This window comes from Chakrabartyella piscis (genome assembly GCA_030067835.1).
Lineage (GTDB): Bacteria > Bacillota > Clostridia > Lachnospirales > Anaerotignaceae > Chakrabartyella > Chakrabartyella piscis.
Window position 1 is genome coordinate 1583710 of sequence record CP092441.1, and the last position, 12800, is coordinate 1596509.

At 35.6% G+C, this 12800-nt stretch carries 15 protein-coding genes and 1 riboswitch; of the genes, 9 read left to right on the plus strand and 6 right to left on the minus strand.

Annotated features, from left to right (window positions below):
* The first annotated feature begins 2 nt into the window (after positions 1-2).
* The 5 genes from MJY40_RS07020 (at position 3) to MJY40_RS07040 (ending at position 4505) form a co-directional block, all read left to right on the plus strand.
* Positions 3-482 (plus strand): cob(I)yrinic acid a,c-diamide adenosyltransferase, encoded by a 480-nt coding sequence (locus MJY40_RS07020; protein ID WP_317856277.1) that lies wholly within the window; start codon positions 3-5, stop codon positions 480-482.
* A 105-nt stretch (positions 483-587) separates the two neighbouring features.
* On the plus strand, positions 588-1145 hold the full coding sequence (locus tag MJY40_RS07025) for an ECF transporter S component (RefSeq protein WP_317856278.1): 558 nt from the start codon (positions 588-590) through the stop codon (positions 1143-1145).
* Between the two features lie 56 nt (positions 1146-1201).
* On the plus strand, positions 1202-2239 hold the full coding sequence (mutY, locus tag MJY40_RS07030; RefSeq protein WP_317856279.1) for an A/G-specific adenine glycosylase: 1038 nt from the start codon (positions 1202-1204) through the stop codon (positions 2237-2239).
* A gap of 150 nt (positions 2240-2389) precedes the next feature.
* Positions 2390-3502 (plus strand): GNAT family N-acetyltransferase, encoded by a 1113-nt coding sequence (locus MJY40_RS07035; RefSeq protein ID WP_317856280.1) that lies wholly within the window; start codon positions 2390-2392, stop codon positions 3500-3502.
* A gap of 19 nt (positions 3503-3521) precedes the next feature.
* Positions 3522-4505, plus strand: coding sequence for a DUF2156 domain-containing protein (locus MJY40_RS07040; protein ID WP_317856281.1), 984 nt, complete (start codon positions 3522-3524; stop codon positions 4503-4505).
* Positions 4506-4555: 50 nt separating this feature from the next.
* On the opposite strand, the gene MJY40_RS07045 is transcribed toward MJY40_RS07040, so the two are convergent.
* Entirely contained in the window at positions 4556-4927 is a 372-nt protein-coding gene (locus tag MJY40_RS07045; protein ID WP_317856282.1) for a zinc ribbon domain-containing protein, read from the minus strand.
* Between the two features lie 373 nt (positions 4928-5300).
* Between MJY40_RS07045 and gap the strand changes: the two genes are divergently transcribed.
* Together gap and MJY40_RS07055 are read left to right on the plus strand one after the other, a co-directional pair.
* Positions 5301-6308 carry a type I glyceraldehyde-3-phosphate dehydrogenase gene (gap, locus tag MJY40_RS07050; RefSeq protein ID WP_317856283.1) on the plus strand — a complete coding sequence of 336 codons (1008 nt, stop codon included), beginning with the start codon at positions 5301-5303 and terminating at the stop codon, positions 6306-6308.
* Between the two features lie 144 nt (positions 6309-6452).
* On the plus strand, positions 6453-6962 hold the full coding sequence (locus MJY40_RS07055) for a helix-turn-helix domain-containing protein (protein WP_317856284.1): 510 nt from the start codon (positions 6453-6455) through the stop codon (positions 6960-6962).
* 89 nt (positions 6963-7051) lie between these two features.
* Here the strand turns inward: MJY40_RS07055 and MJY40_RS07060 are convergent, their stop codons facing one another.
* The 5 genes from MJY40_RS07060 to MJY40_RS07080 form a co-directional block, all read right to left on the minus strand.
* Positions 7052-8383 carry an MATE family efflux transporter gene (locus MJY40_RS07060; protein WP_317856285.1) on the minus strand — a complete coding sequence of 444 codons (1332 nt, stop codon included), beginning with the start codon at positions 8381-8383 and terminating at the stop codon, positions 7052-7054.
* Positions 8380-8838: a MarR family transcriptional regulator gene (locus tag MJY40_RS07065; protein WP_317856286.1), complete on the minus strand. Its 459-nt coding sequence runs from the start codon at positions 8836-8838 to the stop codon at positions 8380-8382. Before MJY40_RS07065 ends, MJY40_RS07060 begins: the two co-directional genes overlap by 4 nt.
* 138 nt (positions 8839-8976) lie before the next feature.
* On the minus strand, positions 8977-9579 hold the full coding sequence (locus tag MJY40_RS07070; RefSeq protein ID WP_317856287.1) for a cytidylate kinase-like family protein: 603 nt from the start codon (positions 9577-9579) through the stop codon (positions 8977-8979).
* 108 nt (positions 9580-9687) lie between these two features.
* Positions 9688-10599: a homoserine O-acetyltransferase MetA gene (gene metA, locus MJY40_RS07075; RefSeq protein ID WP_317856288.1), complete on the minus strand. Its 912-nt coding sequence runs from the start codon at positions 10597-10599 to the stop codon at positions 9688-9690.
* An 83-nt stretch (positions 10600-10682) separates the two neighbouring features.
* Positions 10683-11963 (minus strand): O-acetylhomoserine aminocarboxypropyltransferase/cysteine synthase family protein, encoded by a 1281-nt coding sequence (locus MJY40_RS07080; RefSeq protein WP_317856289.1) that lies wholly within the window; start codon positions 11961-11963, stop codon positions 10683-10685.
* A 102-nt stretch (positions 11964-12065) separates the two neighbouring features.
* A riboswitch (SAM riboswitch) is annotated at positions 12066-12165 on the minus strand.
* Between the two features lie 239 nt (positions 12166-12404).
* Here MJY40_RS07080 and MJY40_RS07085 point away from each other — a divergent pair.
* A complete protein-coding gene (locus tag MJY40_RS07085) occupies positions 12405-12605 on the plus strand; it encodes a hypothetical protein (RefSeq protein ID WP_317856290.1) in 201 nt (66 codons plus the stop codon).
* Positions 12598-12765 carry a hypothetical protein gene (locus tag MJY40_RS07090; RefSeq protein ID WP_317856291.1) on the plus strand — a complete coding sequence of 56 codons (168 nt, stop codon included), beginning with the start codon at positions 12598-12600 and terminating at the stop codon, positions 12763-12765. Before MJY40_RS07085 ends, MJY40_RS07090 begins: the two co-directional genes overlap by 8 nt.
* Positions 12766-12800 lie beyond the last annotated feature (35 nt).

Here is a 12800-nt window from a genome sequence, read left to right on the forward strand (position 1 = left end):
TTTTGAAAAATGGACAAATCGTAGTATACTATGGAGAAGGACGAGGGAAAACAAGTGTAGCCATTGGACGTGGCATTCGTGCACTTGGCGAAGAATTACGTGTTGTGATGATTCAATTTTTGGAATATCGCAACAACAAAGAAACAGATCTTTTGAAACACTTTGAGCCTGAGTTTCGTCTATTTCGATTTGAAAAAGAACGTGAATTTGATACAGTAGACGATGCTGCAAAAGAAGTGGCAATTGAATTGAAAAATGCTCTTTATTTTGCAAATAAGATTATGGATACTGGTGAATGTGAAGTCTTTTTGTTGGATGGTATTTTAGAATGTGTCAACAAAGGATATTTGACAATGGATGCTTTGGCAGAATTGTTGAAAAAACGACCATTGAGTATGAATGTAATTTTGACAGGAGATTCTTTGACAGAAGGCTTGTTGGAAATTGCAGATGCTGTTTATGAAATTCGTGTAGAAAAATAAGATGTAAAGGGTTTCTTTTGAAACTCTTTTTTTCTTGACGTTGGGTACAAAATAGAGTACCATAAAATGGATGTAGAATTTCAAACAAAAGACAAAGGAGAACATATGAAAAATTCATTTGAAACAAAGAACATGGTTTATGCAGGTCTTTTTGTTGCTTTGGCAATGGTGTTGCCATTTTTTACAGGAAATATTCCCCAAATTGGCAAAATGCTATGTCCAATGCACATTCCAATTCTATTTTGTGGGATGATGTGTGGTGCCAAATATGGTGCAATGGCTGGCTTTGTGTCACCATTGTTGCGTTCTGCTGTTTTTCATGCACCAGTTATGTATCCATCAGCAGTTGCAATGGCAGTGGAATTGATGGTATATGGTTTGGTTGCTGGATTTTTATATGAACATTTGGATAAAACAGTTCGCAACTTGTATAGTAGCTTGATTTCTGCAATGATAGCTGGTAGACTGGTTTGGGGTATTGTCATGTTTGCTATGATGATTGGAAGTGGAGAAGGTTTCACTGTTGCAGCATTCTTGTCAGCTACTTTTTTCTCATCTATTCCAGGGATTGTATTGCAAATCATCTTGATTCCAACAGTGATGTTGGCAATTCGTAGAGCAGAGTATGGCTTTGGAACCAATAAAGCAAAAGAAATCAAATAAGTTAGAAACTATAGGGTGTTCTTTGGAACATCCTTTTTCGTAGATAGAGGTGTTGTATGAATCAACAAACAATAGATAGATTGTTGCAGTGGTATGCAAGAGAAAAGCGTGATTTACCTTGGCGTAGATCCAAAAATCCATATCACATTTGGTTGTCAGAAATTATGTTGCAACAAACAAGAGTGGAAGCAGTCAAGCCATATTACCATAAATTTTTAGAAGAATTGCCAACCATTGAAGACTTGGCAAATGTAGATGAAGATGTTTTAATGAAATTATGGGAAGGTTTGGGCTATTATTCCAGAGTACGCAACTTGCAAAGTGCAGCAAAACAAATTGTTGCAGACTATGGTGGTAGTTTGCCAGCAGATTACAAAGAATTATTGAAACTCAAAGGAATTGGAACTTATACAGCTGGCGCAATTGCATCCATTGCGTTTGGATTGCCACAGGTTGCAGTTGATGGAAATGTATTGCGTGTATGTGCTAGATTTTACGGAGATGAAAGGGATATTGCTTTGTCACAAACCAAAAAAGAAGTGGAATTGGAGTGGATTTCTGTTTTACCAAAGGAAGCAGCCAGTGCATTCAATCAGGCAATAATGGAAATTGGAGCAATGGTTTGCATTCCAAATGGAGCACCAAAATGTGAAGTCTGTCCATTGTCACCAGAATGTGTGGCTAGAATCCAAAATAAGCAATATCTATATCCAGTGAAATCGCCAAAACCAGAACGTAGATTGGAAGAATTGTCTGTATTCTTTATGGTGTATAATGGAAAAATTGCAGTTCATAAGCGAACAGAAAAGGGTTTGCTTTCTGGTCTGTGGCAGTTACCCAATTGCAACAAAGAAGTATCAACCATTGCACAATTGCAAGAATGGGGTATTATGGAAGCAGAAATCACAAACTTGAAGGGGTATCATCATTTGTTTACCCATATCAAATGGCAGATGGATGTCTATTTTGTGGAAGTCAAGGAATTGGTAGAAAATGAATTCACTTGGCTTACAAAAGAAGGCATGGAACAGGAATTTGCATTACCATCAGCCTTCAAAAAAGCTTGGATTGCAGGTTGTAATCGTATAAAATGATGTGTTTTGGTAAATATGTTGCAAAAAATGAAAATTTTAAGAAAACTTTAGTAATAATAATTATTATCTATCATTGACTTTATGACATATGCCATGTAAGATAAGTATATAAAACTAATATGAATTGTATTGGGAAGTAGAGATGTGTCTATGGGTAATCAAATTGTAGTGCGACAAGCCAAATTATCAGATAAAACTGAATTTATGAGACTTTGGGAAACCTGTTTTCATGACAGTCAATCCTTTATGGATTGGATGTTTGGAGAACGCTTTTATCCTGAACATGCAGTTTGCTTGCTAGAAGGTGTAGAAATGTGTAGCACTATGCAAGCAATTCCATATGATATAGTTGTACGAGGTAAATCCATTAAAGGTGTTATGCTTTGTGGCGTTGCTACAGATCCAAAACATCAGAGGCGTGGGTTTATGGGACAAATCTTTCGTAAAGAAATGCAAATGCTACGTGAACAAGGGTTTGTGTTGGCAGTGCATACACCAGCTGTTTTGCAAAGTTATTTTGGTTATGGACATTATCCAGTTGCCAATGCTTTGTATGTAACAGGCAGTGCACCATCAGATGAAATACAGGAATACGTATTTTTACAAAAACCTGAAATCAAGAATTTATATCCATTGTATCAAATGGAAATGTACCAATATAGTGGTTCCATTTTGCGAAGTGAAGCAGAATTCATTAGAAAATATGATGATTATGCTGCCGATGGTGGCAAATGTATCGTTATAACAGAAGGAAATCAAATTCTTGGCTATGCTATGTTTTATGAAACAGAAACTGAGGTCATTTCAGTGGAAAACATTGCAATTGCAGGTGCTTATCCAAAGTTGATTTTGGCTCTTTTGGACATTGCAAAAGGAAGGAAGATACTCGTGAAATTACCACCAGCAGCAGTGCAACAAACAGAATTGCCAGAAGGTCTGGTGTTAGAAGAAAAACAAAAGGGTGTTGCAGGCATTTGTAACATACAAAAATTATTGGAACAGTTGAAACTAGATTGTCCATATACTGTAGAAGTATATGGTGATGTGATCATAGAAAATAATGGTGTTTTTGATTTTACAGGAAAGAAATCCAAACAACCACCTGTTTTGAAAATAGAAGCAGGAAAATTCTTAGGAGTTTTGATGGGATATGTTACATTGGATGAAATTCTTGCAGATTGCACAGTTTATAAATTAGAGAATGTAACAAAAATTTCAAAAATACTTCCAAAAGATAAATGCTATATTATAGATGAATATTAAGAAAAATGGAGGCTATTGTATGCCAAAAGTAGAATGTATGTGTAAAACAATTGTAACTGTATCAAATTTTGAATTCAAACCATTCCATATAGACGCAAAACCATTGATTGATTCCTATACAAAACCATGGGAAGCAGAATGTTCAGATTTGTCTTTTGCAAACTTGTTTATTTGGGGAACAGAAGGCAAAATGGAGTATGCTGAAAAGGATAATATGCTATTTATTCGTTTGCGTTTTGCAGGTGTACCCATGTTCTTTTGGGCACCAATTCCAAAATTTGGAGTAAAAGTGGATTATAGAAAAGGCGTTTATGAAGCCATTGCCTACATGAGGTTGATGGGGGTAGAACCAACCTTTAGATCTGTAGCAAAACCTTTTTATGATATGATGCAAGAAGCGTGTCCAGAACTTTATATTTTGCCTACAGATGTTGCTTGGGATTATGTCTATGAGAAAGAGCAAATGAAAACCCTAGCGGGCAAAAAACTCCATGGCAAACGCAATCATATCAACAAATTCTTGTCTTTGTATCCTGAGTATGAGTACCGCAAATTGGATGCAAGTATGATTGATGATTGTATGTCTTTATATGAATTTTGGATTTCAGAAAAGGAACAACCAGCCATTGAATTGATGGATGAAAAGAAATCAGTGCAATTGGCATTGGATCACATGGAAGCACTTGGACTTGTGGGTGGTGCAATTTATGTAGAAAATAAGTTGATTGCATTTACACTTGGTGAACGTTTGCAGAAACATATGCAATTGATTCACATTGAAAAGGCAGATTATCGTTATGATGGTATTTTTCCAATGATCAACCAACAATATGTTTTGCATGAATGTGATGATGTGGAGCTCATCAATCGTGAAGAGGATATGGGTATTGAAGGTATGCGTAGAGCAAAACGTTCCTACAATCCAACAAAAATGATTGAAAAATTTGTGTTTAGTGTGAAAGATTTGACGGGCATGGATATTTGGAAAGAAGAAATGGAATAATGAAAAGCGATTTGCAGATAAAAATTTATCTACAAATCGCTTTTTTTGAATCAATTCACTTTTCTACCGCATTTTGGGCAGTAAATATGTTCTGAATCCAAGCGATATCCACAATCAGGACAAACAGATGCTTGTGCATAACCCAAATCCACAAAATGCAAATCATCATGGGTCAAATCTACACGTTCACCACGTTCAATGGCTTGACCCAATTCTTTATCAATGGAGAAGGGTGTTTGGCAGCAAGAAGAAACAGCATAATACTGTTTATTCCACTTGAAAATAGGAATGAAAAAGAAACTAAAATACATATATGTAGCAAAAACAGAGATACTACTCAAACGACCACAACGCTTGCAAACAATGGTTTGTAGAAAATCCAAGTCTTTTCTGCCTTGGGAAATACCAGCAATGAAAAACATATGACACAACCTTTCTAAAATGATTTACAGATGTCCAATTCCATGATAAAATATTCTTATCAAAATAGCAAGTAATTTCGATGGGAGGGCATACAAATGAAAATTTCACGTTTGGTCGTTAGCGCTGTGTCTTTGGCTGTATCTGCTGCACTTTTGACACTGTCTATTATTGACATGTTCCAAAATGATGAGTATTGAGGCGAAAAAGCTGTAAAAACGCTGATTTTTGCACAAAAATTCTTTGGATTACCTTTACGTATTGGCGGTTTTTTTTGTAGGAAATCTATTGTTTTTTTGAATGAAATTGGTTATAATTAATGAAACGGCTTTGCCGAATGTAAGTCGTAGTAAACAATTTGAGGAGGAAATTTTTATGGTAAAGATTGGTATTAATGGTTTTGGACGTATCGGTAGATTGGTATTCCGTGCTGCAGTAGATCGTCCAGACGCACAAGTAGTAGCAGTAAACGATCCTTTCATCGACGTTGAGTACATGATGTATATGTTGAAATACGATACAGCTCATGGCCGTTTCAATGGCACAATGGAAGAAAAAGATGGCAAATTGGTTGTAAACGGTAAAGAAATCACTGTTTTCAACTGCATGAAAGCAAACGAAATTCCTTGGGCTGAAGCTGGTGCAGAATACGTTTTGGAATCCACAGGTTTGTTCACAACAACAGAAGCTGCTTCTGCTCACTTTGAAGGTGGCGCTAAAAAAGTTATCATCTCCGCTCCATCTGCAGACGCTCCTATGTTCGTAATGGGCGTTAACAACAACACATATACAAGCGATATGAAAGTAATTTCCAACGCTTCTTGTACAACAAACTGTTTGGCTCCTTTGTCCAAAGTAATCAACGACAACTTTGGTATCGTTGAAGGTTTGATGACAACAGTTCACTCCATCACAGCTACTCAAAAAACTGTAGATGGTCCTTCCAGAAAAGACTGGAGAGGTGGACGTGCTGCTGCTCACAACATTATCCCTTCTTCCACAGGTGCTGCTAAAGCAGTAGGTAAAGTTATTCCTGAACTCAATGGCAAATTGACAGGTATGTCCTTCCGTGTTCCTACAGTAGACGTATCCGTAGTTGATTTGACATGCCGTTTGGAAAAACCTGCAACTTACGAAGAAATCAAAGCTGCAATCAAAAAAGCTTCTGAAAATGAATTGGCTGGTATCTTGGCATACACAGAAGACGAAGTTGTTTCTTCTGACTTCTTGCATGATTCCCACACATCCATCTTCGATGCAAAAGCTGGTATTGCTTTGAACGATAACTTCGTAAAATTGGTATCTTGGTATGACAATGAATGGGGCTACTCCAACAAAGCTCTTGACTTGATTATCCACGCTTACACCGTAGATAACAAATAATTATCAGTTTAACTGATTTAAGGGTATTCACATTTGTGGATACCCTTTTTGTATTATGCTATTATGTCAATGTTACTATGCGTTGCTTGTGGCAACGAGCAAATATCTGTTATACTTGAAACACAAGCAAAGGAGGTATTTGTTATGTTACATGAAAATATTAAAATCATCAGAAAATCAAAAGGTCTATCACAAGAAGAACTTGCAGTCAAACTGAATGTTGTGAGACAAACCATTTCAAAATGGGAAAATGGGTTGTCAGTTCCTGATTCTGAAATGTTGGTAATTATGTCAGAGGTTTTTGAAATACCTGTAAGTACATTACTTGGTGAAATCATCGCCACCGAAAAGGAAGATGAGCTTAAAATAATTTCACAAAAACTAGAGATTATTAACTTGCAGTTATTGCAAAGTAGCATAAAAAAGCGAAAACGAATTCACTGGATATTTATTTCTGCATGTGTAATTATTGTAGCAATTTTTATTATATTGTTTTTATTAAAGAGTCCTTATCTAGTGTGGGATTACAGTGACCCTGAAACAGCAGTTCTTGGAGTGGCTTTACATTCATTGGAATGGTTGTTTGTAAGATTAGCTCCAATTGCTTTGGTAGGAATAATAATTGGTATCATTCTAACACGCAAAAAATCATAGATAGTAAAAAAGTTAACGAATTTGGTACAATAAAATAACACCCCTAACAATGAATATGAACATTAGGAGTGTTATTTTTTTGAAATATTTTAATATCCATACTGTTTTTGCTTGTTTTTATAGAAATATAGTGCCAAGCCAAAAGCCAATAACTCTGCCAGTGGAACAGCAAGCCAAACTCCATTCAATTCCAATACCATTGGCAACAAGATAAGAGAACCAATCAAGAATACCAAAGTTCTGGAAAGAGATAAGATTGCAGAAATCTTACCATTGGATAGTGCTGTAAACATAGAAGAAATAAACACATTTAAACCCATAAAAAGATATGCAATAGAGAACAAACGCAAACCTTGTTTTGCCATGGAAAAGGTTTCACTTTCCTTGGAGATGAAAATACCAATTGCAAAATCATCAAACAACAATGAGAAAGAAATGATTAAAATAGAAACAGCAGCAGTGAAGTAGACACTGATTTTTATTACTTCTTGCAATTGTTTTGTATCACCAGCACCATATTTGTAGCTAATGATAGGAGCAACACCAACTGAATATCCCAAATACAAAGCAGTTTGTATCATTTGAATGTACAAAATAACGCTGATGGATGCAACACCTGATTTGCCAGCAATCTCCAATAAAATGATATTGAACAAAAGGGTTGTAACAGCAGTGGAAAGTTGGCTGACCAACTCACTCATACCATTGAATACACTTTGGAAGAAGGTTTTTCCATGCCAGATTGGTTTTGCAAAATACAAACTTCCTTTTCGATTCACTAGGAAGTAGATACCACCAGCAATTGCAGGAACTGAATTTCCAATGCCTGTAGCCAAACCAGCACCAATAATACCCAAGCCCATAAAATTTGGAGAAATGAGTACATAATCCAAAATCATATTTGTAACTCCACCCAAAAGGCAAAGAAGAAAACCAAGCGTGGGTTTACCAGCCAAAACAAAGAAGGATTGTACAAACATTTGCAATATGAATGGAATACTGAAATAGGAGAGTGCAATTAAATATTCTTTGGAATAGTCAAATAAATCACCTTTACCACCCAATATGCCAATAATTTCTTCTGGAAATAGAATAAAAACCATTGTGATTACCAAACCAATGGCTATGGCTACAAGGTAGACAACGCTTAAAAAGGAACGAGCTTCAAAGTCTTTTCCTTGTCCCATCAATTTTCCCATAACAGCAGTGGCACCTGTTGCAAACATCAAACCGATTGCCATGACGAGATTCAGAGTTGGCATAACAATATTGACAGCAGATAGAGCATCTTCACCAATCAAATGTGCAACAAAAAGTCCATCTATAATGGTATACGTTGACATAAATATCATCATCAATATGGTTGGAAGTACATATTTGAGTAATGATTTTGTGTTGAATTGACTTGCTAGAATGTTCATGTTTCACCTCGTTGTGTTTCATTTAATAGTATTGTAGAGATTTCATCCATCATGGTACAAAATAGATGGACGTCTTTTTCTGAATGTATACTGGAAAGCTTTTGTATGATTTCATTATCGGTTTTTTCTAAAGTTTTGTAATATGAATTAGTAAAACTTTCTGGGTTGATGTACAAATAGTAGATGCGTTTATCCTCTTTGCTTTGCTTTTTCAAAATATACCCACGTTTTTCCAATTCATTGATTTTTTGTGTGACTGCTGGTCTTGAAACATAAAGCATATCTGCAATTTTACTGGCAGTATATTCTCCTGAATGGGCTTCAATTAAGTGTAAATACAAAATATCATTGTAGGTCAAGTCAAAAGTAGTTGTATTGGTGTTTTGTAAACGCAATTCAGCTATTGTCATATCATGGAAAAATTTTTTGATGGTATTTTCAAGTTTTCTATTCATAAGTCCTCCTCAATAGTTACTATAACTTAATTATATAGATATTATAGATTAATAAAAAAGAAATTACAAGCACAAAATTCTTAAAAATTTCATACAAAAAAAGACGGAAGTTACCCTCCGTCAAAATTATGTATTCAATTACTCTGCAAAATAAAGCTTATATCCACATACAATCAATTCTACAGCTTTTTTGACACCCATTTTGGATGTATCAATACAAAGATCATAGTTGTTCATATCAAACCATTCTTGACCAGTGGTGAAAGAGTGGTATTTCGCTCTTTGTTTGTCCACAGCAAGTATTTGCTTTTCCATTTTCTTTCTAGGCATATCTTGGTCAGCAGGAACCTTTACATAACAGCGTTCAATTCTAGTATCCATATCAGAAGCATAAATGAAAACCTTAAAAGCAGTATCTTCTAAAATGCTATTTGCACATCTACCTACAATAATACAATCTTCTTTTTCTGCAATTTCTTTGATGAATTCCGTTTGTGCAATTTGAATGGTATCTGCTGGTGAAAGCAAATTAGAAGCAAATGTATTGGCAAACACAAGTGGTTGAAAATTCATAGTTTCAGACGCTTCGGCAATAAATTCAGGAGAAAAACTGGTTTTTTCAGCAATTTGATTGATGAGAGCCTTATCATAATAAGCGATTTGTAATACATCAGCCAATCTTTTTGCAATTTCACGACCACCGCTACCAAATTGTCTATTGATGGTTATAATTTTTTTCATAAAAATACCCCCTTTTCCAATATATACATAGTATACCATAAAAAAGGAGGTATGTCAGTTATTTCATAGTGATTGGTTGCGAAATGTTTTCAAGAAAGCATATTGAAATCAAATCTCATCCAAATTATAAGGTGTTTCTTGGTAAACGTGATAGTTCAACCAGTTGGCAAATAACAAGTTGCCATGACCTCTCCAACGCACAACCGGTGTTTGATTTGGGTCATCGTTAGGGAAGTAGTTTCTTGGAATTTCAATATCCATTCCTTTGTTTACATCACGCCAGTATTCGTTTTTCAAACCTTCAGGATCGTATTCAGAATGTCCAGTGACAAAAATGAAACGTTGGTCTTTGCTCACCATGAGATATGCACCGATATCATCAGATTCTGCCAAAATTTCCAAATCATCTACTTTTTTGATTTCTTCTGTTAAGCAAGTTGTGTGACGAGAATGTGGTGCAAAGAATACATCATCAAAACCACGTACAATGGGTCTGCGATTCAAAATTTTGTGTTCATAAACACCAAAGATTTTTTGATCCAAAACCACTTTTGGAACACCATAATAGTGATACAAAGCTGCTTGTGCACCCCAACAAATAAACATTGTGGAGAAAACATTGGTTTTACAGAAGTCAAGTAGAGGAGTCAATTCTTCCCAATAATTTACTTCTTCAAAATCCATAGTTTCCACAGGAGCACCTGTTACAATCATACCATCATAATGGTTGTTTTTGATTTCATCAAAGGTTTTATAAAAGGCTTTCATATGTTCCAAAGAAGTATTTTTGCTGACATGGCTATCCATATGAATCAAATCCACTTCAACTTGCAAAGAAGTATTCCCAATCAATCGCAAAAGTTGTGTTTCTGTTACAATTTTTGTAGGCATTAAATTGACGATACCAAGACGCAAAGGTCGAATATCTTGAGATTTTGCTCGTGTTTCATGCATCACAAAGACATTTTCACTTGCTAATATCTCGGTTGCTGGTAATCCTTCTGGTATAATAACTGGCATAATTTATGTTTCCTTTCTCATTTAATTTGGTTTATATATCCCAAAATCTTTTGTAGGGGCTACCAGTGGTTGCCCGTTTGATTTTATACGTTTGCCAATGCTTGTTCCAAATCTGCTTTGATATCTTCAAAGTTTTCAATACCAACAGACAAACGGATGAGATCAGGGGATACACCACAAGTAATTTGTTGTTCTTCGCTCAATTGTCTATGAGTAGAAGTAGCTGGATGCAAAACGTGTGTACGAAGGTCGCCAACATGAATTACAAGGGATGCCAAATCTACACTATCAATGAATGTTTTGCCAGCACTAGCACCACCTTTGACACCAAAAGCAATGATACCGCTTCCACCTTCAGGAAGATATTTTTGAGCCAAATCATATGTTTTACTGGATTTCAAAAGAGGATATTTTACCCAAGATACTTTTGGGTGATTTTCTAAATATTCAGCCAAAGCCAAAGAATTTTCACTGTGTTTTTTCATACGCAAAGCCAATGTTTCCAAACCAAGATTTGTAAGGAATGCATTGAATGGAGCCATTGTGGAGCCCAAGTCACGCAAAAGGGTTACTCTTACTTTTGTGATATAAGCAGCAGCACCAAATTTTTCTGTATAAATGACACCGTGATAGGTTTCATCTGGTTGTGTGAGTTCAGGGAATTTACCGTTGTTCCAATCGAATTTACCACTATCTACAATAACACCACCAACACTGGTTGCATGTCCATCAAAGTACTTTGTTGTGGAGTGGGTTACAATATCTGCACCATGTTCAAAAGGTCTGCACAAAACAGGAGTTGCAAATGTGCTATCTACAATCAAAGGAATGCCAGCATCATGAGCAAGAGTAGCAGCTTTTTCAAAGTCCAAAACATCTACACCAGGGTTACCAATGGTTTCACCAAAGACAGCTCTTGTATTTTCTTGAATATATCCTTTGAGTTCTTCCAAAGACAAAGATGGATCAACGAAAGTCACATCGATGCCAAAGTTTTTGAATGTAGGTCCAAATAAGTTATGAGTACCACCATAAAGGTTGCTCATAGCCAAAACATGTTGACCTGCTTTACAAATATTGAGAATTGCAAGCATATTTGCTGCTTGACCAGAGGAAGTCATCATTGCACCAACGCCACCTTCAAGAAGTGCAATTTTTTCTTCCAAAACTGCTAAAGTTGGATTGCTGATACGAGAATACATGTGACCATCTGCTTCCAAGTCAAACAATTTACAAACATCATCTGTTTTGTCGTATTTATATGTAGTGGATTGCACGATTGGCATAACACGAGGTTCACCATTTTCTGGTGCATAGCCACCTTGTACACATTGGGTTTCGTAATGAGCTTGTTTCAAATCCATAATTGTTCCTCCTTAAAATTAAATGTTTGTAGTTACCAATCAATAACGAAAAAAAACCACCTAGATAAAGGCGGTCTATGTACTCAAAAAGTAGTAAGGTTGACTTTATCTTTCAGACATATTGTCTGCTGGAATTGGCACATTGCAAAAATGCTGTTGCCGGGCTTCATCGGGCCAGTCCCTCCACCACTCTGGATAAATTCGTTATTTAGTTGTTAGATATACTATACACTATGGACAAATGGTTGTAAAGTGTGAATTTATTAGATTTTTTTTGAAAAAATTGAGATTAGTTGTGCAATTTAACAAAATAAGAGAAAATAAAGCAAAATGAAAGAAGTATTATAAAAGTATGTAGGAATTCTTGAACTTATATCAAAAAAGATATATACTTGAAAATAAAGAGGGAATCATAGTTTTGGCTAAATAGAGGAGTTTTCTATGAGAGATTGGGATGCAAAAAAGTACTGTCCACTACTGAAAAAAGAAATATATGTTGGAGGATGTATTGAAGTACAAGAAGTTAGAGATGACAGTATGGATATGGAATTGTTTTATGACGAGCCATTTGATTTCAATGAAGCACAGTTTATTTGCGAAAAATGTAGATGGTATTTAGAAAGACAGGAGAGTTATGATTAAATGTCCATTGGTTCAAAATCAAAAAATAAAAGAGATAGAATGTTTAGAAAATATAGATATTGCTGATGGAATGATAAAAGAAACATCTCTACCAGATCGGTTTAAAGTTGAGGATTGGCGTGAAATATGTTTGAACTGTCCCAATCACAGAGAGGATTAATTAACGAGGTGAGGAAGTTATGAGGATGGAGTGTC

Coding starts and splice junctions, on each gene's coding strand:
- MJY40_RS07040 (WP_317856281.1), top strand. CDS start 3,522: ATGCCAAAAGTAGAATGTATGTGTAAAACAATTGTAACTGTATCAAAT.
- MJY40_RS07035 (WP_317856280.1), top strand. CDS start 2,390: ATGGGTAATCAAATTGTAGTGCGACAAGCCAAATTATCAGATAAAACT.
- MJY40_RS07025 (WP_317856278.1), top strand. CDS start 588: ATGAAAAATTCATTTGAAACAAAGAACATGGTTTATGCAGGTCTTTTT.
- metA (WP_317856288.1), bottom strand. CDS start 10,599: ATGCCAGTTATTATACCAGAAGGATTACCAGCAACCGAGATATTAGCA.
- MJY40_RS07090 (WP_317856291.1), top strand. CDS start 12,598: ATGATTAAATGTCCATTGGTTCAAAATCAAAAAATAAAAGAGATAGAA.
- MJY40_RS07055 (WP_317856284.1), top strand. CDS start 6,453: ATGTTACATGAAAATATTAAAATCATCAGAAAATCAAAAGGTCTATCA.
- MJY40_RS07065 (WP_317856286.1), bottom strand. CDS start 8,838: ATGAATAGAAAACTTGAAAATACCATCAAAAAATTTTTCCATGATATG.
- MJY40_RS07045 (WP_317856282.1), bottom strand. CDS start 4,927: ATGTTTTTCATTGCTGGTATTTCCCAAGGCAGAAAAGACTTGGATTTT.
- mutY (WP_317856279.1), top strand. CDS start 1,202: ATGAATCAACAAACAATAGATAGATTGTTGCAGTGGTATGCAAGAGAA.
- gap (WP_317856283.1), top strand. CDS start 5,301: ATGGTAAAGATTGGTATTAATGGTTTTGGACGTATCGGTAGATTGGTA.
- MJY40_RS07070 (WP_317856287.1), bottom strand. CDS start 9,579: ATGAAAAAAATTATAACCATCAATAGACAATTTGGTAGCGGTGGTCGT.
- MJY40_RS07060 (WP_317856285.1), bottom strand. CDS start 8,383: ATGAACATTCTAGCAAGTCAATTCAACACAAAATCATTACTCAAATAT.
- MJY40_RS07085 (WP_317856290.1), top strand. CDS start 12,405: ATGAGAGATTGGGATGCAAAAAAGTACTGTCCACTACTGAAAAAAGAA.
- MJY40_RS07080 (WP_317856289.1), bottom strand. CDS start 11,963: ATGGATTTGAAACAAGCTCATTACGAAACCCAATGTGTACAAGGTGGC.